We start from the raw sequence: 24,741 nt of genomic DNA, 5'->3' as shown, positions 1-24,741 counted from the left end.
CATCAATCTATCAAACTGTCCGCGAGTATCCGTGGAGTAATAAAAATAAGTGTTTCCTGCTTCTCGCGAGTCACACTGGTAGATTTAAACAGACGCCCCAGGAAGGGGATATCGCCCAGGAAGGGTACCTTCGTTACGGTTTCAACATCCAGCTGATCGTAGACGCCGCCCAAAACAACGGTTTCACCATTGCTGACCAAAACGCGCGTCTGCAATTCGGTAGTGTCAATGGTCGGCACCTGACCACCAAGACCGGTCGCGATCACCAGATCCCCTACCGTATCCTGATTAATGATCAAATCCATAATAATTCGGTCGTCAGGCGTAATAATTGGCGTGACATCCAGCTTCAGCACCGCTTCTTTGAAGGCAATCGTTGTTTCACCGCTGGCCGAACTCTCTGGGTAGGGAATTTCGGTACCCGCTTTGATAATGGCGGGCTCCTTATCGCCGGTGACGATGCGCGGCTGGGAGACAACTTCACCGCGGCCCTTCGACTCCAGTGCAGAAAGCTCCAAGTTCAGCAACACGTCAGAGCCGATATAACCCAGGGCAAAGGAGCCCGCTGCACCGGCAACACCCAGATCTGTCACCAGACCGGGGACGGCGTCAAAGCTGTTTGAGCCGCTCACCAAGGCGTCGACAAAATTATTTCGTGTGGCCTGATCACTCTCCAAATCACCATTTGCAGAATAAATTTCATTGCCTTTCTGCTTCACGTAGGCGCCGCCCCAACGCACACCCAGAGCGCGATCGAAGTCGGATGAAGCGCGAACAATACGCGCCTCAATTTGTACTTGGCGCACCGGCACATCAATCAGCGCCACCAAACGGCGAAACTCTTCAAGTCGATCCGCGGTCTCCGTAATCAACAGAGAATTGGTGCGTTCATCGACAATAACATTCCCGCGCGGCGACAAAATGCTCTTGGCAGAACCCTCGCCGCTACCACCGTCGCCATCACCTTCGTTTTTAAATAGCTTGAAGAGTTCTGAGGCATCCGCATAGCGAATACGAATAAATTCACTCTGTAGCGGGGCCAGCTCCTCGACCTGTTTCTGCGCCTCAATCTCCTGACGCTCACGCTCGGCGATCTCCGCAGCAGGCGCCACCATCAGCACGTTGCCAACTTGGCGCTTGTCTAAGCCCTTTGTTTTCAGCACTAACTCCAGCGCTTGGTCCCAAGGCACATTCTGCAAGCGCAGGGTGATATTCCCCTTTACGGTATCACTGGCCACCAGGTTGAGTTCAGTGAAGTCGGCAATCAACTGCAGAACCGAGCGCACCTCAATGTCCTGGAAGTTGAGCGACAGCTTTTCGCCGACAAAGGCAAATTCTTTGCGACGCTCTTCCACCTCCGCCTTTGTCAGCGGCTTGACGCTAACCACATACTCATTGTCGGTTTGGTAGGCGAGATAGTCATACTCTCCACGCGCATCCAGCGATAACTTCGCGCCCTTCTCCCCCATGCGCGCGTCTATCAATTTAACCGGCGTGGCGAAATCAGCTACGTCGAAACGTCGCTGAAGGCTCTCTGGGAGTGCAACACCACTAAAATCAATTTTGATTCGCGGCCCTTCGACAAAGACATTAATGTCCGCCTTGTCGTCAGCCAACTTAATGACCAGACGGCCTTCACCGGCATCGCCGCGGCGAAAATCCAGGTCAGTGATGCGATTGCCACTCGCTTCAGGAGCGGCTTCAGCCATCGACAAGACAGGGTTGTTATACTTTTCTTTGAGGTAGGCCTTGCTGCCGCCGCCACCTACCGCGACGACCAACTCGTTCCCTTCCACTCGCGTTTCGTAGGGCGCCAGGCTGACTAAGTTCAGTACCACACGGGTGCGATCCCGCCCCTCCAGCACAATGGCACTGCTGGCATTGTCATACGCCAGCGGAAATTTTTTCTGGTCGAGCTGATTCTTTGCACCAATCAAGTCCAATGCAATGCGCGCTGGCTTTTCAATGGTGTAGCCCTTCACTTCGGGCGCAGCGCCATCAAACTGGAAGCGCGCCTCAAAGCGGCCGCCCTCCAGGGCATTGAATTCCACATCAGTCAGATTCGATGCCGACACAGCGGCCGACGCGAGCAGGGATATCAGCAGTAAACACTGGCCCATAAGTGCGCGATGGCCTCGCGCCATGTACTGCACGGCGAGGTGCTTCTGCGTTCGGGTTTTCATGAATCTCTCCGCCTCTCGAATTCTCACTTACCGCTACTCAGCTCTAAAGAGCGCGGCCGTTCCACCCAGCCTTCTCCGCCGGTGGAAACAATTTCAACAACCGAAATAAAGTTGTCGCCAACTTTCATAATCTTGCCGTGGTTGCGGCCCAAATAATTATTCTCTTTGACTCGGTGCACACCGCCATCGGGGGTTTTCATCAGCGCCCACAACACCTTGTTCAAGCGCACCGTGCCAACCATTTTCAACGCATCGATAGAGAAGCTTTCTAAATATTCGCGCTCACGCTCAAGATTGGGCTTTACATTGGAGGATGCTTCCAGTCGCGCAATTTCTTTTACGTCCACGGGCTGCGTGAAGGGGCCACGCAAGCCAGATGCGGTGTAGGTAAAGGCACGATAAGCCTGCAGGGCGGGAATCGGCTCAATAACACCACTGGGCGCTGCACGCTTTTCGGCGACAAAGGCATCAATATCGGCGTATTGCCCACTGTTGCTGCATGCCAGTAGCGTCGTGGACAGCACAGGTATGGCGAGCCGTAAATATCTCATTACGATCCCCCGTCAATTTCTTTGTAGCGATACGTTTTCGCGGTGATCGACATGCTTTGGGTGCCAAGCTGCTTGTTCGTTTTGATTTTGTAATCGTGGAGCGTCACGATTCTCGGCAAGCTCGCAATACCGCTCACAAAGGCCGCCAAATCGTGGTAGGTGCCCTCCACTTCGATGGCGATGGGCAGCTCAATATAAAATTCTTGCGTACGCTCCGGCTGCAGCTTAATGCTGTCAATTTCCAAGCCGTTATCCACGGCTTTTTCGGTCATATCCTCAAGCAGGCCTGGCACTTCGGTATCGGCCGGCAGCTGACCCAGCAAAATACCAAATGACTCTTCCATTTCCGCCATTTGTTTTTTAAGCGGTTCGAGCTTCGCCGCTTTAAATGCTTTTTTCTCAAACTCTGTTTTTAGCTTCGCTTCCTTGGCAACGGCGTTGTCCAGCTCCACCCGCAAGTCGGCAATCACGTAAAAATAGCCGCCCACCAATACCAGCACAAAAGCCAGCACCCAAAGCGCAGCGCGAACCAGTACCGGCCACGCACCAATATTGCCCTCGTTGATATCGTTGATATCAAACTGTTTGACCTCGTCAACCCACTCCTGCCACTGCACGGCCATCTCTTATTTCTCCTTCTCAGGGGAAGGGGCGCTGATACGGAAGGAAAGCTTGAAGTTGCTCGCCTGATCACCGTATTCCTCTGCTGCCTTCACCGCCGTAAGGTTTGGCTCGGAAAACCAGCTGGAAGCATCTAATTTACGCATCAGGCTCGACACCCGGTTATTCGACTCTGCAATGCCTTCAACATCGATGCGATTGCCGGAGCGAACCACAGAGGTAAAGAACAGGCCGTCAGGTAGCGTGCGAACCATCTCATCAAAAACCCGCACAATTAACGGGCGTGTGCCCTGAAGGTTTTGGATAATATTCATTCTGTCGAGCAGCTGTTGTCTGCGCAGCTCCAGATCACGAATTTCAGCCACCTCTTTGTTTATGCGTTTTATGTGGCTTTGCAAATACTGATTACGGCCTTCCTGGCCGCTAATGGCGCTGTTAAAAATACTCATCGTCAGCATGATCAGCAGTGCGGCAACCGCCACCGAGGCACCCAGAATAATAAGAAACTGCTTCTTGATTAGCTGGCGGCGCTCTTCACGCCAGGGCAAAAGGTTAATATTCGCCATCAGTCGAAACTCCTCAGCGCCAAACCGCAAGCCACCAGCATGGCAGGAGCATCATTGCTCAAGCGCATGGCATCGACTCCTGAGGCAATCGCCATATTGGCAAAGGGATTCGCAACCACCGTATTTACGCCCAGGCGCTCTTCGACCATTTCAGCCAAACCCTGCATCGCGGCAACGCCGCCGGCGAGTAAAATAGTATCAACAGCACTGTATTGACTCGCCGAAAAGAAAAATTGCAAAGACCTCGAAACCTGCTGAATGGCGGCTTCTTTAAAGGGCGCCAGCACCTCACTGTCGTAGTCATCCGACAGGCCGCCCTGTTTCTTCGCCAATCCCGCCTCTTCGGCACTCAAGCCGTAGCGACGCTGAATTTCCTCGGTGAGCTGGCGACCGCCGAACACTTGGTCGCGCGTGTATACCGTCTCACCATCGACGATCACACTTAGCGAGGTCATGCTCGCGCCGATGTCGACGATCGCGACAACGGTATTTTCATCCACGCCAATCTGCGGCGCCATCAGCTCAAAGCTGCGCTCCACCGCGTAGGCCTCAACGTCCATCACCTTCGGCTCCAGACCACCGATCTCCAGCGCTTCAACGCGACTATCGACGTTGTCCCGGCGGCAGGCCACCAGCATGACTTCAACTTGATCCGGCTCGTCCTCGGCAACATCGACAACCTCGAAGTCCAGCGCCACCTCATCAAGCGGATAGGGGATGTATTGATCAGCTTCCAGGGAGATCTGCGCCTCCATGGCGTTATCATTCATATCAGCGGGCATTCGCAGCATTTTGGTAATCACCGCAGACCCGGGCACAGCGGCCGCGGCCTTGGTCACCTTGCTCCGAGAGCGGTTGTATACGGCCTTAATGATTTCACCGACGGCTTCGACCTCAACCACATTTTTTTCAACCACGGACTGAGGCGGCAGCGACATTACGGCGTAGCTTTCAACGCGAAGTTTTTCCCCGCTACGACTCAACTCCAGCACTTTTACCGCACTGGAACTGATATCTACACCGAGCAAATTGCGAGATTTTTGACCGCCTAACAAGCCATCTAGCACTGTTATTTTCCTATTTACATCGTGGACTTAGGGCGAATTCTTATATGCAAGATTAAATACCAGTGTATACCATTGCGCAAATAGTTATGAAAAAAATACCCGGATAGTGTCACAGATTTGGGTATCCTATTGTCCGCGTTTTAAAAGCCCATTGGCATAACTGGAAAAATATGGCTCGCACTACTTCGCTGTTACGTTCTTTTAGCCTTCTGGCACTCCTTGGTGCCTGTGGCGCTGTCATGGTGTTCTGCGCCGCCTTCCTGTACATAGCGCCACGGCTCCCCGAGGCGGAAAAATTACGCGATGTCGAGCTGCAAACACCTCTGCGTATATATAGCAGAGACGGCCAGATTATCGGTGAATTCGGCGAAAAACGCCGCTCACCGGTCAGCATTCAAGAAGTCCCCGACACATTCATCAAGGCGTTTCTGGCCGCCGAGGACGACCGCTTCTACCAACACCGCGGCGTCGACCTCACCAGTTTGCTGCGCGCGGCATCGCAGTTGATCACCAGCGGCAGCATTCAAACCGGCGGCTCGACCATTACCATGCAAGTCGCAAAGAACTACTTTTTGAGCCAAGAGCGCACCTTCACGCGTAAATTCACCGAAATTTTTCTCGCCATCGAAATAGAGCGCAAACTCAGCAAAGGCGACATCCTCGAGCTCTACCTCAACAAAATCTTTCTCGGCAACCACTCCTATGGCATCGAGGCCGCCGCGCAAACTTATTACGGCAAGTCCATTAAGGAACTCAGCCTTGCCCAAATGGCAATGATCGCCGGACTACCCAAAGCCCCATCGGCCTACAACCCTGTTGCCAACCCAGAGCGAGCCCGGATTCGCCGAAACTGGATACTCGGCCGAATGTTTGCGCTGGGCTATATCAACCAAGCCGATTACCAAGCGGCTAAACAGCAAGACATCACCGCTCGCCGACACGGTACACAACTCGACGTCAGTGCCGCCTACGCCGCCGAAATGGTCCGCGTCGAAATGCTGAAGCGCTATGGCCGCGATGCCTATGAAAACGGCTACAGCGTTATCACCAGCGTCGACAGCACCCTACAAACTGCCGCAAACCAGGCCGTAATAAACGGCGTTATCGAATACGATCGTCGCCACGGTTATCGGGGCCCTGAACAACAATGGCCGCTCCCCGCCGATTTCAACGAGCAACAGCGCGAGCACTTTAGCGACAAGCTTCGCGACATTGGCGCCATCGGCCCCTGGCACCCAGCCCTTGTTCTCCACATAGAGAGTCAGAGCGCAACATTCTTACTCGCCACCGGCGAGCAAACCACCCTCGACTGGGAGCAGGGTTTTGCCGGCAGCGTTCGGTATATTAATGAAGACCGAAATAGCTACGAAGTGGAATCCGTAGATGAACTTATCGCCTCTGGCGACGTTGTCAGACTGCGCATGAGCTCATCACTCCCCAAGCGCTGGATTTTTTCACAGCTACCCGCCATTCAGGGAGCGTTGGTTTCACTGGACGCAGACACCGGCGCCATTCTCAGTTTGGTCGGCGGCTATAGCTATCAGCGAAGCTCATTCAACCGCGTCACCCAGGCTGCCCGGCAACCAGGCTCAGCGTTTAAACCCTTTATTTACACCGCTGCACTGGCCAATGGCTTTACACCAGCAAGTATCATCAATGATGCCCCCATCGTATTCGACGACGCCTCACTGGGGGGAACGTGGCGCCCGAGCAACTCCAACGGCAAATTTAACGGCCCAATGCGACTGCGCAAAGCCTTGTACCTGTCTAGGAACCTGGTATCGATTCGACTTTTACGAGAGCTGGGAATCAATACCGCCATCGACTACGTCTCCCGCTTTGGCTTCGACGGCCGCACCCTCCCAAGAGACCTTTCTCTTGCGCTGGGCAGCCACTCACTGACGCCTCTCGACGTGGTTACCGGCTACGCCACGTTTGCCAACGGCGGCTATAAGGTGTCGCCGTGGCTGATAGAACAAATCATCGACCGCGATGGCAACACCCTTTACCGCGCTGAACCGAAAGTCGCCTGCCGCAACTGCGAAGCCGGCCTGGACAGGCTCGACGACATCGATAGCATGGTGGAAGCAGATTCTTTGGATGACCTCCATGCCGACACCGCTGCCGGCCAGCAGGACTTGGCAGAGAGAGTGATCGACGAGGAAGTTGTCTTCCTTATCGACAGCATTCTCAAGGACGTTATATCACGCGGCACCGGGCGCAAAGCCCGAGTCCTAAAACGCGGCGATGCTGCCGGCAAGACGGGAACCACAAACGGGCCAACCGACGCCTGGTTCTCTGGCTACAGCAGCGGCGTGGTCACCTCCACATGGGTCGGCTTCGACCAAAACCAGAAGCTGGGCCGCCGCGAGTACGGTGGCTCTGTTGCCCTGCCAATCTGGATCGACTATATGAAAGTCGCACTGCAGGGCCGCCAGGAGCGCTACCTAAAACAACCCGAGGGTATCGTGTCGGTGCGTATTGACCCGGAAACCGGCACCCTGGCCGCGCCGGGGCAGAGCAATGCAATCTTTGAATACTTCCGGGCAGAGAATGCGCCCACTACCGTGAACACAAGCAGCGGTGGCAGCAGCCCTTATGGAGAAGACAGCAGCGAGCCGATAGAGCTGTTCTAAAGGCGCCACAGCGAGGCAGCGTTACATTGCCTCGATAGCCTCGGCAAGCGTGCTGACCGCGACGACATCCATTGCGATATCGCCGCGGGGAGCATTCGCCTTAGGCACGATAGCGCGGCTAAAGCCGTGCTTTTTCGCTTCTTGAAGGCGCTCTTGCCCACTGGGCACAGGGCGAATTTCCCCCGACAAGCCCACCTCGCCAAAAACGACCAAGTCTTCGGGCAAGGCGCGGTCGCGAAAACTCGATACGATGGCGAACAACAGCGCCAAGTCAGCCCCGGTTTCCAGCACCTTGACGCCACCAACCACATTGACGAATACGTCCTGATCGCCGAGCTGCAATCCTCCATGGCGGTGGAGCACCGCCAGCAACATCGCCAAGCGGTTCTGCTCTAACCCCACCGCAACACGACGGGGATTGCCGTAATTACTTTCATCAACCAGCGCCTGGATCTCTACCAACAGAGGACGAGTGCCCTCCCACACCACCATCACCACGCTGCCCGCCGCCTGCACATCACCGCGATTCAGGAAAATCGCCGACGGGTTCTTAACCTCTTTCAGGCCCTGCTCGGTCATGGCAAACACGCCCAGCTCATTCACCGCGCCAAAGCGGTTTTTATGGCCGCGCAGGGTGCGATAACGGCTGTCACTGCCGCCCTCAAACATAATCGAGCAATCAATGATGTGCTCCAACACCTTCGGGCCAGCCAGCGCACCGTCTTTGGTCACATGGCCGACCATAATCAACACCGTATTGGTCTGCTTGGCAAAGCGCGTTAACGCCGCGGCGCACTCTCGAACCTGGGAAACACTGCCGGGCGCCGAACTCACCTGCTCGCTATGTAATACCTGAATCGAGTCGACCACCAACACCGACGGCCGGTGCTGATTCGCCTGCGCCAATACCGCCTCCAGACTGGTTTCGGAGTACAGCTGCAACTCCTCTGCCGACAAACCAAGGCGGCGTGCACGTAAGGCCACTTGCTGCAGTGACTCCTCCCCGGTGACGTACAAACAGCGGCTGCGCGTCGCCAAGCGGCACAGCACCTGTAACAACAAGGTGCTCTTCCCCGCCCCAGGGTGACCGCCAAGCAGCACCGCCGAACCCGGTACAAAACCACCGCCGAGCACCCGGTCCAGCTCTTCAAAGCCGCTGGCAATTCGCGGTAAATCCTCTATTTGAACACTCGACAGACTTTGCAGTTCGCCAACAGCGCCGGCATAGCCTTGGCGCCCAGCAGGCGCCGAGGCGGCACCTGCCGCAGCCAAGCGCACCTCGGTAAGCGTATTCCAGGCGCCACAGTCCTGACACTGCCCTTGCCACTTGCGATGGTCGGAACCGCAATCACTACAAACATAGGCTGTTTTGGCCTTCGCCATACTTTGTGCTCCGCTGCTGTGCTGACAGAACAGGCGACTAGCCCGTACAATACTCTGCCAAGCGAGGATAATGATTCATGTCGGCGCCACTACTGGAAAGACCCCTACTGGTATCGCCCACTCTGGCAGCAACCATTGGCCTGGAGTGCGCCCTGCTATACCAGTTGCTCGCCGACTGGCAGCCCCTGCTGGAAGTCCGCCCACGCCAGGGTCAAGACTGGTTGCTTATTGACCGCCAGCGGCTCGAAGAACAACTGCCGTTCTGGCAAAGCGCCGATATTGACCGCCTGCTTCAACAACTCCACGACCAGGGACTCATTATTATCGGCGGCGCGCTGATCAGCAATGCCCGCAACATTCGCTTTGCCATGCCCGCTCAGCAAACAGGCGCGCCCCAAAACGCCCCAGCTCGGCCGGCATCGACACGGCCCGAACCGGCAGTGCGCAGCAGCGCCCCCACCCAAGCCGTTCCCGGACGCCAGCTTATTAGTGCCGATTGGCGCCCCGACCCCGCCGCCGTGGAATACCTCACCCGCTTCAACCGGGTGAGCAACCACTTTATCGAAGCGTGTATACCCGAGTTCATCGCCCACTACCGCGAAAGCGGCGAAGCAAGAAGCTCCTGGAGCAGCACATTTAGCCAGTACGTCAGCCGCCGCTGGAAAAAACAGCAATACGCTGAAATAGAGCAAGCCCGGCACCAAGTCATCGACAATCACTGGCGCCCCAGCCGAGACGCTCTCGACATCCTGCTGCGCGACGGCATCAGTGAGCACTTCATTGAAGACGCCATTCCCGAGTTCATTCTTTACTGGCGCGAGCGCGGCACGCAAGATAGCAACTGGAACTCTCGATTCCTACAACATATTCGATTGCAGTGGGCGCGATACACGAATGCCGTCAGCCACGAACAAGCCCATGTGCCGATTCGCAACGACTGGCAGCCCAGCCCGGAAGTCTTTGAAATTTTGCGCATGGCGAGGATCGATGCCGACTTTGCCCGCGAGCAGATTCCTGAGTTTATACTGTTCTGGCGTGACAGCGGCCAGACCCAACGCTCCTGGAATACAAAGTTTCTACAGCATGTAAAATATCGCTGGGCACACAGTCACCAACTGGACAAATACGATGCACGACAGCAAAAAGCTTCTGGATCAAGCCAAGCGGCAACTGGCTTCATCGACAAACACACCGACCGAAGCTGGGCCGACGGCCTCTAAGCCACTGCCGGATAAGAGCGCTGTTATCGACGCCATCAACCGCATGTTTGCGGAGTTTGAGCTCGTCTATCACAACCAATACAACAAAGCCTTCGCAAACGCCGAGAAGCTCTCTTATGCCAAGAAGCTTTGGTTCAGCAACCTTTGCCATATTCCACCAGAGCAAATTACCGCAGCCTGTCATCGCGCTATTCGCGAGTCTGAATTCCTGCCGACGATCAAAGGCATTTTGAAATACTGCGAACCCGACGACCAAGCACTGGGCCTGCCAGACCCCCACAGCGCCTATGTAGAGGCTTGCAGAGCGCCCTCACCCAAAAATGAATACCGCTGGTCCCACCCTGCGGTTTACCACGCCGGACGCAAAAGCGATTGGTATTTTCTGGCAAACAATACCGAGCAGCAGGCCTTCCCGGTCTACAAGCGCCACTACCAGGCGCTGTGCGAGCAGGTGCGCAGCGGTCACACACTAGAACCCCCGCACCCAGAGGCGCTCCCCGCACCGGAGGCAAAGCCTCTGGAACCGGAAGAACAGCGCCGTCGCATGCGGGAAATGCGCAGTAAATTGAATATCTAACAACGGCCGTGCAGGCCGCCGTCGCAGCGGATACAATATCGCCGCACGCGCGCGATCAGCGCCCCACGCCCCTCGGGACAAAGACTATGGCAGACGACAAAACAACCCACTTCGGTTTTAAAACCGTCAACCGCGGTGAAAAAGTAAACATGGTAGCCGGCGTATTTCACTCGGTAGCCGGCAAATACGACTTAATGAACGACCTCATGTCCGGGGGCATTCACCGACTTTGGAAGCGTTTCACCATTGAGCTTTCCGGCGTCCGACGCGGCAATAGCGTGCTCGACATCGCGGGCGGCACCGGCGACCTGGCGGCCAAATTCAGCCGCTTAGTTGGCAGTGAAGGCAAGGTTGTGCTTGCCGATATCAATGACTCAATGCTCCAGGTGGGCCGCGAAAAACTAACCAATCGCGGCATTGTCGGTAATATTGAGTATGTGCAGGCCAACGCCGAGTGCCTGCCCTTCCCGGACAATAGCTTCGACTGCATTACCATCGCCTTTGGCCTGCGCAATGTCACCGACAAAGACGCCGCGCTGCGCTCTATGCTGCGCGTACTGAAGCCAGGCGGGCGCTTGCTGGTGTTGGAATTCTCCAAGCCGACCAATGAATTAATGAGCAAGGTCTACGACCGCTACTCCTTCGACATTCTGCCTCGCATGGGCAAGCTCATCACCAATGACGAAGACAGCTACCGCTATCTCGCCGAGAGCATTCGCATGCACCCGGACCAGGAAACCCTTAAGGAAATGATGGCCGAAGCCGGTTTTGCCGAGGTCCGCTACCACAATATGACGGCCGGCGTGGTTGCCGTTCACCGGGGCGTCAAGCCGTGATTCCCCCCATGATCAGCACTGCAGCCCTCTCAGGGCTGGAGGACGCGGTCAACCGAGCACTGCAGCTCGACCCGAGTAGCGCCGCCAAACTCGCCGAGCTCGATGGCGAAAGCTTTGCCCTAGAACTGCGCGAGCCCGACTTGAATATCGGGCTCAGCATTAACGGCAAGCGATTAAAACTGGGGCTGCACGCACCACAATCACCGAGCACCGCACTAAGAGGGCACTGGCGAGACTTCGCCGCCGTCGCCTCCGCTGACGATCCGGCAGCAGCGTTGATTAACGGCAATATTCAAGTCAGCGGCGACACCGCCCCCCTGCTGGCATTGCGCAAGCTACTGGCCGAATTGCAACTAGACTGGGAACACCCACTGGCCGAGGCCTTTGGCGACGTTGCCGCACACCAAATTGGCCGGGGCTTGCGCGCCGGGCATCGCTGGCTGAGCGGGACCGGGAAAAACCTGCGCCGCCAGCTTGAAGACTTTTTACTAGAAGAGAGTCGACTCTTGCCCCACCCCCTGCAGGCAGAAGCGATGTTCAAAGATATCGACGACCTGAACGCCCGCAGTGAGCGTCTCGAAGCGAAACTTCGTCGCCTACAGCAGCGCCTGAAAACTCAGTAACAAAGGAATACCGAATGGGCCTGCGCCGGTTGCTTGCCATACTCATTATCGTCTGTCGCTATCGCATCGACTTGCTGCTTCCCCAGGACAAACTGCCACTGCGATTGCGCCTACTTCTGCGCTGCGGCCCCTGGCGCCTGTGCCCGGCACCGGCGTTGAGCCGAGGGCAGCGACTGCGCTTAGCCCTTGAGTCGCTGGGGCCGATTTTTATCAAATTCGGCCAACTGCTCTCTACCCGGCGGGACCTGCTGCCCGACGACATCGCCGAAGAACTCGCATTACTGCAAGACCGCGTACCGCCTTTTCCCAGCGACCAGGCGGTCGCCGTAATTGAAAAAGCGCTGGGCCAAAGCGTCGATGACGTGTTTGCCTCTTTCGATCGCAACGCGCTGGCCTCGGCCTCCATTGCCCAGGTGCACTGCGCAACGCTGAAGACGGGCGAGCAGGTCGTCGTTAAAGTCGTTCGCCCCGGCATCGAAACCACGATTGGCAAAGACATCCAGTTAATGCAGAGCATTGCTCGCATTGTCCGCCGCCACCTCCCCGATGGCCGCCGCCTTCGCCCCGAAGAGGTCGTTGAAGACTATCGTCACACCATCTACGACGAGCTGGACCTACAACGCGAAGGCGCCAATACCTCGCAGCTGCGCCGCAATTTCGCCGCCTCAGATATTCTTTATGTGCCCGAGGTCTACTGGGACTATACCCGCCGCAACGTGCTGGTCATTGAGCGCATTCACGGCATCCCCGTTACCGATGTGGAGACCCTGAACGCACAGGGCACGGATATGAAGAAGCTCGCCGAGCGCGGCGTGGAAATTTTCTTCACCCAGGTTTTTCGCGACAGCTTTTTCCACGCCGACATGCACCCCGGCAATATTTTCGTTGCCGAAGGCCGCCCTCAGTCGCCGCAGTACATCGCTATTGATTGCGCAATTATCGGCAGCCTCAGCGACTTCGATCAGTACTATTTAGCGCGCAACCTACTGGCGATCTTCCAGCGCAACTACCGTGAAGTCGCAGAACTCCATGTTGAGTGCGGCTGGGTGCCTCCGCACACCAAAGTTCACGAATTTGAAGCCGCCATCCGCAGCGTCAGCGAACCGATTTTTGAAAAACCGTTGTCAGAAATTTCCTTCGGCCAGTTGCTGGTATACCTGTTTCAAACTGCTCGCCGCTTCGATATGGAAGTACAACCCTCGCTGGTGCTGTTGCAAAAGACCTTGCTGAATGTAGAGGGCCTGGGGCGCCAGCTGTATCCGCAGCTCGACCTATGGGCAACCGCCATGCCTTTTTTGGAGCGCTGGATCCGCGACCGCTATTCGCCCCAGAGTATGCTGAAGCGCGTCGGCCACCGACTGCCCGGCTGGCTGGAGCAACTTCCGCAATTACCCGAGACGCTGCTTGAGCGCGGCCAACCGCCGCAGCAAGCACAGAACGACGCACTGCGCCTGCAATTACAACAGGCGGAAAAACAGGCTGAGCAACGCGACAGGCGCGCGCGAAACCAGCGACTGGGTATCGTCGCCCTGCTGGCCGCCGCATTGATCGCCGATCCGGAAATCAGCCTTGGCTTGCAGTCACTACCCACCGCGAGCCTCGCCTTGCTAGGCGCCGGTTTATATTTCTTAATTCGCTCGCGCTAATGTAAAGTAGGCGCACGCAGAAAACGAAGGCAGTATGTTTATGCAGCGGCAAGACAGTAAACAGTGGTTAGACCAGGTCAAATGGAATGACGCTGGCTTGGTCGCTGCCATTGCACAAGACGTGCACAGCGGTCGCGTGCTGATGATGGCATGGATGAATCGCGAAGCGCTTGAACTGACCGTGAGCGAGCAACGCGCCGTTTATTGGTCGCGCTCGCGCAACGCTTTGTGGCGCAAGGGTGAGAGTTCCGGCCATACACAAACGCTTCATGACATCGCGCTAGACTGCGACGGCGACGCAATTCTTATGCAGGTTGAACAAATAGGCGGCATCGCTTGCCATACAGGGCGCCAGAGCTGCTTCTATCGCAGCCTGAAAGAGGCGCAGTGGCAAACCCAGGAAGCGGTACTAAAGAACCCGGAAGAGATCTATGACAAATAATTCTGATGCCGCGGATACATCGATACTCAGTGAGTTAGATGCGGTGCTCGCCGAGCGTAAAAGCGCTGACGCCGACAGCTCATATGTAGCCAGCCTGTACCACAAGGGGCTCAACAAAATTCTGGAAAAGGTCGGCGAAGAATCCGTGGAAGCGATCATCGCCGCCAAGGATGCCGAGCACAGTGGCAACCATCAAGACGTAATCTATGAGACCGCAGACCTGTGGTTCCACACGATGGTTATGCTTCAACACTTGGGCATCGACCACAGCGATGTTTTACATGAACTTGCGCGGCGCTTTGGGCTTTCCGGCCATGATGAAAAAGCACAGCGCGGCAACAACAAACAATAAGTGAGGTAAGTAGCAATGGGACTTGGTGGTATTAGTATCTGGCAACTGTTGATCATTCTGGCAATTGTGGTGCTGTTGTTTGGTACCAAGAAGCTTAAAAATATCGGCAGCGACCTCGGCGGCGCCGTAAAAGGCTTTAAAGACAGCCTTGATGGCGAAGACGACAAGGCCAAAAACATTGAGCAAAAAGAGGCCGACGGCGAAGCCAACAGTGCTCAAGCCGAGCAAAGCGAACAAAAAAGCGAGTCAAAATAAACCATGTTTGACATCGGCTTTGCCGAACTGCTGCTGATCGCTGTACTCGGTCTGCTGGTATTAGGGCCCGAGCGCCTGCCAACCGCAGTGAGAACAATCAGCTTATGGCTAGGACGGCTGCGCAGAAGCTTTACCAGCATTCGCCAGGAAATCGAACGAGAGGTCGGCGCCGATGAAATCCGCCGACAGCTCCACAATGAGTCGATAATGGCTTCGCTGGAAGACAGCAAGCAATCCCTGCGAGACGGCCTTGAAAGTGCCGCCGACGACATCCGCTCTGTTGAGCGCTCGCTAAGCCGCGCCAATGCGAAGCAGGGCGACGAGGACGACACGCCCGAGCCCGCGCTGGACGAGCATTCCATTGCCCCGGAAGCATCTGGAACCGACCCGGAAACAGCCCACGACGCCAGCAATAACACCCCCACTAAAGAAAAAGGCAGCGACCCCGCGCCATGAGTATCGACGCTGACCAAGATCAAGGCCAACCCCTGATTGCCCACCTCACTGAACTGCGCGACCGCTTATTGCGAATCGTATTGGCAGTGCTGATTTGCGCACTGGGGCTTATGCCCTTTTCCTCCGAGATCTATGCCTTCGTCTCGCAGCCATTGCAACAGTACCTGCCAGAAGGCAGCGGCATGATCGCCACCGAGGTTGCCTCCACCTTCCTCGCCCCGTTTAAACTGGTACTTGTGTCGGCGGTCTGCCTGGCCATCCCGGTGATTCTTCACCAGATATGGGCCTTTATCTCCCCCGGCATGTATCGCCACGAAAAGCGTATTGCCGCGCCGCTGTTGTTTTCCAGCGTGCTGCTCTTCTATCTCGGGCTGGCCTTTGCCTATGTTGTGGTATTCCCACTGGTGTTTGGCTTTTTCAGCAGTATCACACCGGAGGGCGTGTCCTATACACCCGATATTTCGCGCTTTCTCGACACCGCACTGAAGCTCTTTATGGCCTTCGGCATTGCCTTTGAAATCCCCATCGCCACGGTATTACTGATTAGCGCCGGCGTAACCAGCGCTGAAAAGCTCGCAGCCAAGCGTGCGTACGTGGTGGTGGCCTGTTTTGTCGTGGGTATGCTGCTAACACCGCCAGACGTTATCTCGCAGATGCTACTGGCGCTGCCAATGTGGCTACTGTTTGAAGTGGGAATATTCTTTGGCCGCTTTATTCAGTCGCGGCCTGCGACGAACGAGGAAGACCAGCGCCCGTCTCTATGAACGGAGACGGGGCTTGGCCCAGTGTCACCTGATAGGCTGAGCTTAGTAACCAGGGTCGTCGTAATCGCCAAAGGCGAGATTTTCGAAGCGCGTAAATTTACCAATAAAGCTCAATCTCGCGGTTCCGATGGGGCCGTTACGCTGCTTGCCGATAATAATTTCCGCAACGCCTTTATCTTGCGTTTCTTCGTTGTAGACCTCATCACGATAGATAAACATGATGACGTCGGCATCCTGCTCGATCGCACCGGATTCCCGCAAGTCGGAATTCACCGGGCGCTTATTGGGCCGCTGCTCCAGTGCCCGGTTAAGCTGTGACAGCGCGATGACCGGGCAGTCGAATTCTTTTGCTATCCCCTTGAGCGAGCGTGATATTTCGGAGATTTCCGCAGTTCGCCCCTCGCTTCCCTTGCCAGCCACCTGCATCAGCTGCAGGTAATCGAGCATGATCATGCCGATACTGCCATGCTCGCGTAGCACTTTACGCGCCCGTGAGCGTACCTCGGTGGGGGTCAATGCCGCGGTATCGTCGATAAACAGTGGCCGATCTTTCAACTTACTTACCGCCGCGCTCAGCTTCGGCCAATCTTCCTCTTCCAGTTTGCCGCTACGCACCCGACCCTGGTCGATCTTACCCACTGACGACAACATCCTCATCATCAGCTGGCTGGCTGGCATTTCCATACTGAACACCAGTACCGGTTGCTCGTATCGCAACAGGACGTTTTCCACCAGGTTCATGGCGAACGTCGTCTTACCCATCGATGGTCGCGCAGCGACGATGACCAGGTCCGACTTCTGCAAGCCAGAGGTCATCTCATCGAGTTTTTCAAAGCCCGTGCTTAAACCGGTAATTGCATCGTCGTTGTTGAACAGCTCGTCAATTTTATCAACGGCTTCCTTCAACAGCGGATTGATCGGCTCCAGGCCGCCCGCTTTCGGGCGCTCCTCAGCGATCTGCATAATGCGACGTTCGGCTTCGTCCAGCACCTCGTCGCTGCTTCGCCCCTCGGGGTTAAAGCTCGTATCGGCAATGGAGTTGGCCGCAGAGATCAGCGAACGAAAGATCGAGCGCTCGCGCACGGCTTGCGCATAGGCGCGAATATTCGCGACCGACGGCGTCCCGGTGGCAATTTCGGCAAGGTAGGCGGTGCCACCCACCTCTTTGAGTTGCCCGTTGCGCGCCAGGGTTTCCGCCAAGGTGACAACATCAATCGGCTGCTCTTGCTCGACCAGCTGACTCATACAGGCGTAAATCAGACGGTGCTCGGGGCGAAAGAAATCGCCCTCGCCAACCATATCGGCAACCGAGTCCCAAGCTTCACCGGCAATCATTAAGCCGCCCAGCACCGACTGCTCCGCTTCCAGAGAGTGCGGAGGCAATTTCAATTTCGCGAAGTCACCGTCTTCAAATTCCGGCGGCGATTCAGATTCTGGATAGGCGTCAGCTTGCACAGCCACACTCACTGCTCAGGTTGGTTGGCCATTGTGGCAAAAAAAAAACGCGCCGACCAGCAAGGCCACGCGCGCTTTTTTCACCGCACCCCATTAACAGGACACAGCATTGCGGGCAGTGCTCACCGCCCGCTGCTACCATTGATTGGCGAGTTATTACTCAGCAACAACCGTTACGGCAACGTTTTGAATCACATCACTGTGAACCTGGATAGCGATTTCGTAGCTACCAATCTCACGGATGGGACCTTCAGGCATACGCACTTCACTTTTGCTTACTTCAACGCCAGCAGCAGTGATCGCCTCAGCCAAATCGCGAGTACCGATAGAGCCGAACAGTTTGCCGCCCTCGCCCGCATTCGCTTCGATGTTAACAGCCACTTCAGCCAGTTTCGCTGCGCGTGCTTCAGCTTCTGCACGCTTTTCAGCAGCAGCGGCTTCCAGCTCGGCGCGGCGCGCTTCGAATGTCGCTACATTGTCTTCGGTGGCAGGAACTGCTTTACCGAAGGGAATCAGGAAATTACGGCCGTAACCGGATTTCACATTTACCTGGTCGCCCAGGTCACCCAACTTGCCAATTTTCTCAAGCAGAATCACTTGCATGGTTCTAACCCTCTTCTGCGCGTCTGTCTCGAGGCCTATTGGGCCGTCAGCAAACGCCGTCTGATATCAATCCAACTATCTACAATCGCTGCCAAAATCAGCACCGCCCACAGCGGCCCTAACAACAGCAGCGCGATATAAAACACCACTAGCCATACACGCCCTAAGGCAAGACGACCCACCACCCCGTGCACCAGTGACAGCCCCGCAGCAATCAGTGGCAGCAAACACATAACGCCCCAGAAGCGGTACACTTCGCCCAGTTGGCTCACCAGTAGCATCACTGCCACGAACACAACGGTCAGTACCGCTGGCAGGCGCAAAGACCACATCTCTTCGCGAAACCCACCCGGGTTGTACAACAGTGCTTGCCACCAGCGCGCCAGCATAAGCGCTAACACGCTCCACAACACTGTGCTGCCGCCAATCACTGCCGCAATATCGCCGGTCAGTATCTGGGGCAACGCATTGCTGGACTGCGCTTGAAGCTGATCCAACATCGGCTGCACGGTAGCCAAAATTCCCGCCAGGTATTCCTGTGCCCCGTGATACAGGGCAAAGGCGCTGAGCATTCCACCCAGCACAGCACTGGCAAGTGCTAAAGGCCAGGATCGACTGCTACGCAGTACTTCGGCTGCTGCGGCTGTGGTTAACAGCATGCAAAGCGGGCCGACATCCTGGCCGTATAACGCAACGGCGATGGCCGGTAAAAGCGCCCAAAATACAACAAAGGCGCCCTCGGTCATTCCCTTTCTCAGGGTAACCAAGGCAGCGGCTGAGGCCCCTACCCAGGCAAACATCAAACTGCCTATCCCCAGACCGGCTACTGCCACCGCCTGGAGGCGCCCTTTCATAATAAATTCTGCAAGGGGGCGCATGACTATCCGCTCAGCTTATTTATGGCTGTCGGTGTAAGGCAGCAGAGCCAGAAAACGCGCGCGTTTAATCGCGGTAGACAGCTGGCGCTGGTACTTGGCGTTGGTTCCAGTAATACGGCTGGGAACAATCTTGCCAGTTTCTGAAACATAGGCTTTCAAAGTGTCCAGATCTTTGTAGTCGATCTGCTTAACACCTTCCGCGGTGAAGCGGCAAAACTTACGACGACGGAAAAAACGTGCCATCTTTTAAATCCTCACTCTGTCCGCAATTATTCAGCGTTCTGCTCAGCAGCCGGAGCGGCTTCTGATGCTTCTTCACGCTTCTCGGTAGGCTGCTCGCTGTCACGGCGCTCGCTGCGCTGTTCACTGCGGCTGCGACGCTCACGGCTTTCTTTTTCCGCCTTCATGATCGGAGATTCTTCAGTAACCGCTTCATCCTGACGGATGATGAGGTTACGCAGAACAGCGTCGTTGTAGCGGAAGTTTGTGGTCAGCTCGTCGATCGCATCAGCGCTTGCTTCAGCATTGATCAGCACGTAGTGAGCCTTGTGGATTTTGTTGATGGGGTAAGCCAGTTGACGGCGGCCCCAGTCTTCCAAGCGGTGAACTTTACCGCCGTCTTTTTCGATAGCCTGGGTATAACGCTCGACCATACCAGGTACCTGCTCGCTCTGATCCGGGTGGACCAGGAACACGATTTCGTAGTGACGCATTGTATGCTCCTTACGGGTTAAGCCACCCTTTATGGTGTGGCAAGGAGGGCAAACCAGCCGCTATGGGCGAGCTTACCGTTAAAACAAGAGCGCGAATTCTAGGCAAGCACCCTGACAGATGCAAGCAATTCGTGCATTTTTTAATCAAATTCGGGTATTAAAGACGCTGGCGCACCGCTTCAAACAAGCACACCCCGGTGGCAACCGATACATTGAGACTGCTGACCTCCCCGGCCATTGGCAGGTGCGCTAAGTAATCACACTGCTCTCGGGTTAGGCGCCGCATACCTGCCCCTTCGGCGCCCATCACCAGCGCAACAGGCCCCGCCAGGTCACATTCATACAGCGACTGCGACGCCTCTCCCGCCAAGCCAATAATCCACACCCCCGCCTCTTGGAGTTGGCGCAGGCTGCGCACCAGGTTGGTTACCTGCACAAATGGCACTGCTTCGGCAGCCCCGCAGGCCACCTTGCGTACGGTCGCGTTTAAGCTCGCAGAATTATCCTTGGGCGCGATCACTACCGTGGCCCCCGCGGCATCGGCGCTGCGCAAGCAAGCGCCGAGATTATGGGGGTCAGTCACACCGTCGAGGACCAATACCAAAGCGCGCTTGCCCGCTTCGGCAACCAGCTCGGGCAAGCGCTTTTCGTGGGTTTGCGTCGGCGCCTTGGCACTGGCAACCACCCCCTGATGCCGTCCGTCGACGAGCTCATCCAGCACCTTTCGAGAACATTCATGCAGAGTAATGCCATGTCGCTGCGCCAGCTCAAGCACGGTATGTAGCCGCTTGTCTCGACGCCCCTCCAGCACCCACATTTCACTAATACTTTCCGGGCGGCGTTGCAGCGCAGTGGTAACGGCGTGCAAGCCAAAAATCTGCTCTTTCACTCTTTAACCTTTTGTAAGCATCCCGTATTCCTCACGGGCGGGGTTCATCACTGCGTTAGCGGCGGCGCTTCTTACTGGCCACTCCCTTTTTGGCAGAGCTGTTCTTTGCGCCCGACTTCTTGCCAGCAGCACCGCGCTTTGCCTTAGGGGCTTTACCGGGCTTGGACTTTGGCACCTGTCCCTTGGCAAGCGCTTCGCGCAGCGACCGTTTACGGCGGCGCTTGGTCTCGCCTTGCACCAAGCCGAGATCGACCTTGCGCTCGTCTAGGTCGACACTGAGCACCTGCACTTTTAGCGAATCACCCAACTGGTATACCCGGCGACTGCGCTCACCCACCAAGCGCTGATGGGCCGGGTCAAACTGATAGTAGTCCTGTGGCAGCGCTGAAATATGCACCAGCCCTTCTATGTAGAGGTCCTGCAGCTCAACAAACAAACCAAAGCCCGTCACCGCAGCGATCATGCCGTCGAATTCACTGCCCACATGCTCCTGCAGGAATTCGCATTTCAAAAACGCCATTACATCGCGGCTGGCATCATCGGCGCGACGCTCGGCCATCGAGCAGTGCTCACCCAGACCCAGCAGCGCCGCCATATCATAGGGATAGATCTTTTCGCGCGGCAGATCAGGTGCGCCTTTCACAGGCCGAAAGCATTTGGGGGCTTTCCCGCCACCGTTGCGCAACAAATACCGCAGCGCCCGATGAACCATCAAATCCGGGTAGCGCCGTATCGGCGAGGTAAAGTGGGTGTAGCCGGTGTAGTTCAAGCCAAAGTGGCCATCGTTGTCCGGCTGATACACGGCTTGGCTCAGCGAGCGCAACATCATCGTTTGAATCATCTGGCCGTCGGGCCGGTCTTTCAAACTCGCCAATAATTTTTGGTAATCGGTGGGCGAGGGGTCGTCGCCACCTTTTAACCCCAGCCCGATCTCCGCCAAAAACTCTCGCAAGTTACTCAGCTTTTGCTCGGATGGGCCATTGTGCACGCGGAACAGCGCTTCAAGCCCTGACTTTTCCAGCGTTTTTGCCGTCGCCACATTGGCGATCAGCATGCACTCCTCAATCATTCGGTGAGCATCGTGGCGGTGTACGGGCACGATCGCATCGATACGTTTCTCGTCGTCAAAGACGATGCGTGTCTCAACCGTTTCAAAGTCGATGGCACCACGCTTAGAGCGCGCCTCACGCAGCGCTGTGTACAAATTGTGAAGCTCGCTTAACTGAGGAAGCAGGTCGCGGTGTTTGCCGGTGTCTTTAGCGGGGTCAGCGCCTTCCACGCCGAGCATGGCGCCCACTTCGTTGTATGTAAGGCGGGCATGTGAACGCATTACCGCCTCATAAAACTGGTAACCACTCAGCCGCCCCCGCGCACTGATGGTCATCTCACACACCATGCACAGGCGGTCGACATCCGGGTTTAGCGAGCACAGGCCATTGGACAGCGCCTCCGGCAGCATCGGCACCACTCGATCGGGAAAATACACTGAGGTTCCGCGGCGCTGGGCCTCTTCATCCAGCGCGGAGCCCAGCGTCACATAGTGCGAGACATCGGCAATGGCCACCCACAGCCGCCAACCACCGAAACGCTTTTTCTCACAGTAGACGGCATCGTCGAAATCCCGCGCGTCTTCGCCATCAATCGTCACTAGCGGCAGCTTACGCAAGTCGACACGACGCTTCTTATCCACCTCCGCGGGCGCAGTACCAAACTGCCGAGCCTGCTCCTCTACCGCCTCGGGCCACTCGAAGGGGATTTCATGGCTGCGCAGTGCCAGCTCCGTGGCAACGCCCACGGTCGCCCGGTCACCCAGCACGTCTACTATTTTGCCCCGCGCCTGCTGGCGCAGCCCGGGCTGACGCGTGATCGACACCATCACAAAGTCATTTTCGCTGGCACCCGCCGTGTCATCATCCTCAAGTGCGACCCAATTTTGGATTCGACTATTATCCGGCACCACAACCCAGCGGCCGCGGTGGTCAACCAGCTTACCCACTAATTGCTGGGTATTGCGCTCAAGCACATCGACAATAATGCCTTCCCGCCGCCCACGGTGATCGCTACCCGTAACCTCTACTGCAACCGTGTCGCCGTCAAAGACCTGCTGCATCTGCCGGCTGTGCAGGTATACATCCTCTTCATCCTCGACCAGCACAAAACCGTAGCCGTCGCGATGCCCTTGCACGCGTCCTTTAATCGCATCACCAACAACAGGGGCCATCAGCTTACCGCGGCGCCCCTCAATCAACTGGCCGTCACGCAACATCGCCTTGATGCGGCGGCGCAAGCCCTCCTCCAGCTCCTCCCCGGCAATATCAAGACGCTTGCGCAGCGCCGCTGCCGTCATACCCTGCTCTGAAGACCTCAACTGGTCGAGGATGTACTCGCGGCTAGGTACAGGATTTTCATAGCGCTCGGCTTCACGAGCGGCATGGGGGTCGTTATGTTGCTTGCGGCCTTTTGGCATGCAGTGGCAGTTCCTCTTGAATAGCTAGAAAATTTGCGCCTAGTGTAACGCAAAGCGTTGACAAAAAAGCGCGATATCAGTAAATTGCGCGCCTCGGCAGCAATTGCCTCGTTTTACCCCCTGCCCAGGTGGTGAAATTGGTAGACACGCTAGCTTCAGGTGCTAGTGGCCTCACGGCCGTGGAGGTTCAAGTCCTCTCCTGGGCACCATATTTTGAAAAGGCCTTCGTTGATTCAGCGAAGGCCTTTTTTATGGTTCTTCGTAAATTCAGGTGGGTAGGTTGCAAAAACAGGCGGGTTATCGGTTGATAGTAATCGACCAAAACCACCAGCAACCGACTTCCCGCCTGTGTTTACTGATTCTGCGCTATCTCAGCATTTATTTGAAGGTTTTCAAGCCGACACACACAAGATAGAGGGGGGCTGGCTACACCTTCACCTGTCCCGCGATCGCGGGGTTCATCCTCGTTGCTCAAACTGTGGCAGAGCCTGCCGACAGGTTCATGACCACCGCCACCGGCGTGTTCGCGACCGGGACTTCTTTGGTTATCAAGTCATGCTGCACATTGAGATCGGGCGCGTTCGCTGTGATACCTGCGGTGTTCGTGTTCAGCGGATTGCCTGGCTTTCTCCTTGTAAGCGTCTGACACGCCGACTACAGAGCCATGTAGAGGGGCTGTGCCGTCTTTTGCCTATCAAGCATGTTGCCTCGTTGCTGGCGCTGAATTGGCACACTGTTAAAGCCATCGACAAGCAGCGATTAGAGCGAGAGCTCGGTGATCCCGACTGGTCATCTGTAACGCGCTTGATGATGGATGAGTTTGCCCTCTTTAAGGGGCACCGCTACGCCACTGTGGTCGCAGATGCGGATACACAGGAAGTACTCTGGGTCGGTGAAGGCCGTAGCCGAGAGTCCATTCGCCCATTCTTTAAACAAATGGGCCGTCATTGCCAGCATATCCAGGCAGTCGCCATGGATATGAATACCGCCTTCGACCTCGAGGTTCAGCAGCATTGCCCCCAAGCCAGGGTTGTTTATGACCTGTTTCATGTCATCGCCAAATATGGCCGAGAGGTGATTGATCGAGTCAGGGTAGATCAGGCCAATCAACTCAAGGGGAACATGACAGCCCGAAAATGGATCAAGCGCAGCCGCTGGGTATTACTGAAAAATCGAGAGAACATGACGGGTGACCAGCAGAGTTATCTCGAGGAGCTATTGGCCGCCAACCAATCCCTCATGACCGTATACCTCCTCAAGGAGCAGCTCAAAGAGGTCTGGTACTGCCGGTCTCAATTAGTGGCTCTGCGGCAATGGAAGCTCTGGTGGAAGCAGGTACAAGATAGCGCTATCAAGCCCTTGCAAGACTTTGCGAGAAAGCTAAAGCCTTACCTTCCCGGTATTCTTGCCTCAGCCATCCACCCACTCAGTACCAGCAAGCTGGAGGGAATGAACAACAAGATAAAGGTGATCAAGCGAATGGCATACGGGTATCGGGATAACGACTATTTCTTCATGAAGATCAGGGCGGCGTTCCACCCTGATTTACGATGAACCT

The 24,741-nt window shown here is 56.1% G+C and carries 25 protein-coding genes and 1 tRNA gene; 13 read left to right on the top strand and 13 right to left on the bottom strand.

From position 1 onward, the window contains the following. Nucleotides 1-2: 2 nt before the first annotated feature. Genes AC2Q8J_RS12800 through AC2Q8J_RS12780 form a run of 5 tightly spaced genes read right to left on the bottom strand, consistent with a single transcriptional unit; the run spans nucleotide 3 to nucleotide 4,988 of the window. Nucleotides 3-2,183, bottom strand: a complete 2,181-nt coding sequence (locus AC2Q8J_RS12800) for a type IV pilus secretin PilQ (RefSeq protein WP_286693985.1) — start codon at nucleotides 2,181-2,183, stop codon at nucleotides 3-5. 23 nt (nucleotides 2,184-2,206) lie between these two features. Beyond that, entirely contained in the window at nucleotides 2,207-2,734 is a 528-nt protein-coding gene (locus AC2Q8J_RS12795) for a pilus assembly protein PilP (protein WP_286693984.1), read from the bottom strand. After that, nucleotides 2,734-3,357 carry a type IV pilus inner membrane component PilO gene (locus AC2Q8J_RS12790; RefSeq protein WP_204996213.1) on the bottom strand — a complete coding sequence of 208 codons (624 nt, stop codon included), beginning with the start codon at nucleotides 3,355-3,357 and terminating at the stop codon, nucleotides 2,734-2,736. Before AC2Q8J_RS12790 ends, AC2Q8J_RS12795 begins: the two co-directional genes overlap by 1 nt. Before the next feature lie 3 nt (nucleotides 3,358-3,360). After that, nucleotides 3,361-3,921 (bottom strand): PilN domain-containing protein, encoded by a 561-nt coding sequence (locus AC2Q8J_RS12785; protein ID WP_204996212.1) that lies wholly within the window; start codon nucleotides 3,919-3,921, stop codon nucleotides 3,361-3,363. Then, complete coding sequence (locus AC2Q8J_RS12780; RefSeq protein ID WP_286693982.1) at nucleotides 3,921-4,988, bottom strand: pilus assembly protein PilM; 1,068 nt, start codon at nucleotides 4,986-4,988, stop codon at nucleotides 3,921-3,923. The genes AC2Q8J_RS12785 and AC2Q8J_RS12780 overlap by 1 nt, the downstream gene beginning before the upstream one ends. A 170-nt stretch (nucleotides 4,989-5,158) precedes the next feature. On the opposite strand from AC2Q8J_RS12780, the gene AC2Q8J_RS12775 reads away from it, so the two are divergent. After that, nucleotides 5,159-7,624 carry a penicillin-binding protein 1A gene (locus AC2Q8J_RS12775; protein WP_486451461.1) on the top strand — a complete coding sequence of 822 codons (2,466 nt, stop codon included), beginning with the start codon at nucleotides 5,159-5,161 and terminating at the stop codon, nucleotides 7,622-7,624. Between the two features lie 21 nt (nucleotides 7,625-7,645). Here the strand turns inward: AC2Q8J_RS12775 and radA are convergent, their stop codons facing one another. Next, nucleotides 7,646-9,007 (bottom strand): DNA repair protein RadA, encoded by a 1,362-nt coding sequence (radA, locus tag AC2Q8J_RS12770; RefSeq protein ID WP_286693980.1) that lies wholly within the window; start codon nucleotides 9,005-9,007, stop codon nucleotides 7,646-7,648. A gap of 77 nt (nucleotides 9,008-9,084) precedes the next feature. Between radA and AC2Q8J_RS12765 the strand changes: the two genes are divergently transcribed. The 10 genes from AC2Q8J_RS12765 to tatC all read left to right on the top strand — a co-directional run bounded on the left by AC2Q8J_RS12765 (nucleotide 9,085) and on the right by tatC (nucleotide 16,178). After that, complete coding sequence (locus tag AC2Q8J_RS12765) at nucleotides 9,085-10,227, top strand: DnaT-like ssDNA-binding domain-containing protein (RefSeq protein WP_424142617.1); 1,143 nt, start codon at nucleotides 9,085-9,087, stop codon at nucleotides 10,225-10,227. Further along, nucleotides 10,136-10,804: a replication protein P gene (locus AC2Q8J_RS12760; protein ID WP_286693978.1), complete on the top strand. Its 669-nt coding sequence runs from the start codon at nucleotides 10,136-10,138 to the stop codon at nucleotides 10,802-10,804. Before AC2Q8J_RS12765 ends, AC2Q8J_RS12760 begins: the two co-directional genes overlap by 92 nt. Nucleotides 10,805-10,890: 86 nt before the next feature. After that, on the top strand, nucleotides 10,891-11,640 hold the full coding sequence (ubiE, locus tag AC2Q8J_RS12755; RefSeq protein ID WP_204996208.1) for a bifunctional demethylmenaquinone methyltransferase/2-methoxy-6-polyprenyl-1,4-benzoquinol methylase UbiE: 750 nt from the start codon (nucleotides 10,891-10,893) through the stop codon (nucleotides 11,638-11,640). Between the two features lie 8 nt (nucleotides 11,641-11,648). Continuing rightward, complete coding sequence (locus AC2Q8J_RS12750) at nucleotides 11,649-12,263, top strand: ubiquinone biosynthesis accessory factor UbiJ (RefSeq protein WP_036256368.1); 615 nt, start codon at nucleotides 11,649-11,651, stop codon at nucleotides 12,261-12,263. A 14-nt stretch (nucleotides 12,264-12,277) separates the two neighbouring features. Next, on the top strand, nucleotides 12,278-13,909 hold the full coding sequence (ubiB, locus tag AC2Q8J_RS12745) for a ubiquinone biosynthesis regulatory protein kinase UbiB (RefSeq protein ID WP_286693977.1): 1,632 nt from the start codon (nucleotides 12,278-12,280) through the stop codon (nucleotides 13,907-13,909). A gap of 34 nt (nucleotides 13,910-13,943) precedes the next feature. Continuing rightward, on the top strand, nucleotides 13,944-14,351 hold the full coding sequence (gene hisI, locus AC2Q8J_RS12740) for a phosphoribosyl-AMP cyclohydrolase (protein WP_483373721.1): 408 nt from the start codon (nucleotides 13,944-13,946) through the stop codon (nucleotides 14,349-14,351). After that, on the top strand, nucleotides 14,341-14,703 hold the full coding sequence (locus AC2Q8J_RS12735) for a phosphoribosyl-ATP diphosphatase (protein ID WP_486451460.1): 363 nt from the start codon (nucleotides 14,341-14,343) through the stop codon (nucleotides 14,701-14,703). The genes hisI and AC2Q8J_RS12735 overlap by 11 nt, the downstream gene beginning before the upstream one ends. A 15-nt stretch (nucleotides 14,704-14,718) precedes the next feature. After that, nucleotides 14,719-14,958 (top strand): Sec-independent protein translocase subunit TatA, encoded by a 240-nt coding sequence (gene tatA / locus AC2Q8J_RS12730; RefSeq protein ID WP_204996204.1) that lies wholly within the window; start codon nucleotides 14,719-14,721, stop codon nucleotides 14,956-14,958. Between the two features lie 3 nt (nucleotides 14,959-14,961). After that, a complete protein-coding gene (gene tatB, locus AC2Q8J_RS12725) occupies nucleotides 14,962-15,414 on the top strand; it encodes a Sec-independent protein translocase protein TatB (protein ID WP_486451459.1) in 453 nt (150 codons plus the stop codon). Beyond that, nucleotides 15,411-16,178: a twin-arginine translocase subunit TatC gene (tatC, locus tag AC2Q8J_RS12720; RefSeq protein ID WP_486451458.1), complete on the top strand. Its 768-nt coding sequence runs from the start codon at nucleotides 15,411-15,413 to the stop codon at nucleotides 16,176-16,178. Before tatB ends, tatC begins: the two co-directional genes overlap by 4 nt. Nucleotides 16,179-16,220: 42 nt before the next feature. Here tatC and dnaB read toward each other — a convergent pair whose 3' ends face one another. The 7 genes from dnaB to rnr all read right to left on the bottom strand — a co-directional run bounded on the left by dnaB (nucleotide 16,221) and on the right by rnr (nucleotide 23,183). Continuing rightward, the gene (dnaB, locus tag AC2Q8J_RS12715) at nucleotides 16,221-17,639 is read right to left on the bottom strand and encodes a replicative DNA helicase (protein WP_286693973.1); all 1,419 of its coding nucleotides are present in this window, start codon (nucleotides 17,637-17,639) and stop codon (nucleotides 16,221-16,223) included. 150 nt (nucleotides 17,640-17,789) lie between these two features. Next, nucleotides 17,790-18,236 carry a 50S ribosomal protein L9 gene (gene rplI / locus AC2Q8J_RS12710; RefSeq protein ID WP_204996201.1) on the bottom strand — a complete coding sequence of 149 codons (447 nt, stop codon included), beginning with the start codon at nucleotides 18,234-18,236 and terminating at the stop codon, nucleotides 17,790-17,792. 35 nt (nucleotides 18,237-18,271) lie between these two features. Then, nucleotides 18,272-19,090, bottom strand: coding sequence for a hypothetical protein (locus AC2Q8J_RS12705; protein ID WP_486451457.1), 819 nt, complete (start codon nucleotides 19,088-19,090; stop codon nucleotides 18,272-18,274). A 39-nt stretch (nucleotides 19,091-19,129) separates the two neighbouring features. Further along, nucleotides 19,130-19,357, bottom strand: a complete 228-nt coding sequence (gene rpsR / locus AC2Q8J_RS12700; protein WP_027874105.1) for a 30S ribosomal protein S18 — start codon at nucleotides 19,355-19,357, stop codon at nucleotides 19,130-19,132. 26 nt (nucleotides 19,358-19,383) lie between these two features. Then, a complete protein-coding gene (gene rpsF, locus AC2Q8J_RS12695) occupies nucleotides 19,384-19,827 on the bottom strand; it encodes a 30S ribosomal protein S6 (RefSeq protein ID WP_204996199.1) in 444 nt (147 codons plus the stop codon). 157 nt (nucleotides 19,828-19,984) lie between these two features. Next, nucleotides 19,985-20,716, bottom strand: coding sequence for a 23S rRNA (guanosine(2251)-2'-O)-methyltransferase RlmB (gene rlmB, locus AC2Q8J_RS12690; protein ID WP_486451456.1), 732 nt, complete (start codon nucleotides 20,714-20,716; stop codon nucleotides 19,985-19,987). A gap of 55 nt (nucleotides 20,717-20,771) precedes the next feature. Then, nucleotides 20,772-23,183 (bottom strand): ribonuclease R, encoded by a 2,412-nt coding sequence (gene rnr / locus AC2Q8J_RS12685; protein ID WP_486451455.1) that lies wholly within the window; start codon nucleotides 23,181-23,183, stop codon nucleotides 20,772-20,774. Between the two features lie 122 nt (nucleotides 23,184-23,305). Between rnr and AC2Q8J_RS12680 the strand changes: the two genes are divergently transcribed. Together AC2Q8J_RS12680 and AC2Q8J_RS12675 are read left to right on the top strand one after the other, a co-directional pair. After that, a tRNA-Leu gene (locus AC2Q8J_RS12680) sits at nucleotides 23,306-23,392 on the top strand. A gap of 139 nt (nucleotides 23,393-23,531) precedes the next feature. After that, entirely contained in the window at nucleotides 23,532-24,737 is a 1,206-nt protein-coding gene (locus AC2Q8J_RS12675; RefSeq protein WP_486451191.1) for an ISL3 family transposase, read from the top strand. The last annotated feature ends 4 nt before the right edge of the window (nucleotides 24,738-24,741 follow it).

This window comes from Spongiibacter sp. C9W, assembly GCF_057370015.1.
This window is presented reverse-complemented; position numbering and strand designations above follow the sequence as displayed.

Excerpts from the sequence above, each read along its gene's own strand:
- AC2Q8J_RS12785 (WP_204996212.1), bottom strand. The coding sequence starts at position 3,921 with ATGGCGAATATTAACCTTTTGCCCTGGCGTGAAGAGCGCCGCCAGCTA.
- rplI (WP_204996201.1), bottom strand. The coding sequence starts at position 18,236 with ATGCAAGTGATTCTGCTTGAGAAAATTGGCAAGTTGGGTGACCTGGGC.
- radA (WP_286693980.1), bottom strand. The coding sequence starts at position 9,007 with ATGGCGAAGGCCAAAACAGCCTATGTTTGTAGTGATTGCGGTTCCGAC.
- tatC (WP_486451458.1), top strand. The coding sequence starts at position 15,411 with ATGAGTATCGACGCTGACCAAGATCAAGGCCAACCCCTGATTGCCCAC.
- ubiB (WP_286693977.1), top strand. The coding sequence starts at position 12,278 with ATGGGCCTGCGCCGGTTGCTTGCCATACTCATTATCGTCTGTCGCTAT.
- ubiE (WP_204996208.1), top strand. The coding sequence starts at position 10,891 with ATGGCAGACGACAAAACAACCCACTTCGGTTTTAAAACCGTCAACCGC.
- AC2Q8J_RS12795 (WP_286693984.1), bottom strand. The coding sequence starts at position 2,734 with ATGAGATATTTACGGCTCGCCATACCTGTGCTGTCCACGACGCTACTG.
- tatB (WP_486451459.1), top strand. The coding sequence starts at position 14,962 with ATGTTTGACATCGGCTTTGCCGAACTGCTGCTGATCGCTGTACTCGGT.
- rnr (WP_486451455.1), bottom strand. The coding sequence starts at position 23,183 with ATGCCAAAAGGCCGCAAGCAACATAACGACCCCCATGCCGCTCGTGAA.
- rpsF (WP_204996199.1), bottom strand. The coding sequence starts at position 19,827 with ATGCGTCACTACGAAATCGTGTTCCTGGTCCACCCGGATCAGAGCGAG.
- tatA (WP_204996204.1), top strand. The coding sequence starts at position 14,719 with ATGGGACTTGGTGGTATTAGTATCTGGCAACTGTTGATCATTCTGGCA.
- AC2Q8J_RS12800 (WP_286693985.1), bottom strand. The coding sequence starts at position 2,183 with ATGAAAACCCGAACGCAGAAGCACCTCGCCGTGCAGTACATGGCGCGA.
- AC2Q8J_RS12705 (WP_486451457.1), bottom strand. The coding sequence starts at position 19,090 with ATGAAAGGGCGCCTCCAGGCGGTGGCAGTAGCCGGTCTGGGGATAGGC.
- AC2Q8J_RS12760 (WP_286693978.1), top strand. The coding sequence starts at position 10,136 with ATGCACGACAGCAAAAAGCTTCTGGATCAAGCCAAGCGGCAACTGGCT.
- AC2Q8J_RS12790 (WP_204996213.1), bottom strand. The coding sequence starts at position 3,357 with ATGGCCGTGCAGTGGCAGGAGTGGGTTGACGAGGTCAAACAGTTTGAT.
- AC2Q8J_RS12735 (WP_486451460.1), top strand. The coding sequence starts at position 14,341 with ATGACAAATAATTCTGATGCCGCGGATACATCGATACTCAGTGAGTTA.
- AC2Q8J_RS12775 (WP_486451461.1), top strand. The coding sequence starts at position 5,159 with ATGGCTCGCACTACTTCGCTGTTACGTTCTTTTAGCCTTCTGGCACTC.
- AC2Q8J_RS12765 (WP_424142617.1), top strand. The coding sequence starts at position 9,085 with ATGTCGGCGCCACTACTGGAAAGACCCCTACTGGTATCGCCCACTCTG.
- AC2Q8J_RS12750 (WP_036256368.1), top strand. The coding sequence starts at position 11,649 with ATGATCAGCACTGCAGCCCTCTCAGGGCTGGAGGACGCGGTCAACCGA.
- rpsR (WP_027874105.1), bottom strand. The coding sequence starts at position 19,357 with ATGGCACGTTTTTTCCGTCGTCGTAAGTTTTGCCGCTTCACCGCGGAA.
- hisI (WP_483373721.1), top strand. The coding sequence starts at position 13,944 with ATGTTTATGCAGCGGCAAGACAGTAAACAGTGGTTAGACCAGGTCAAA.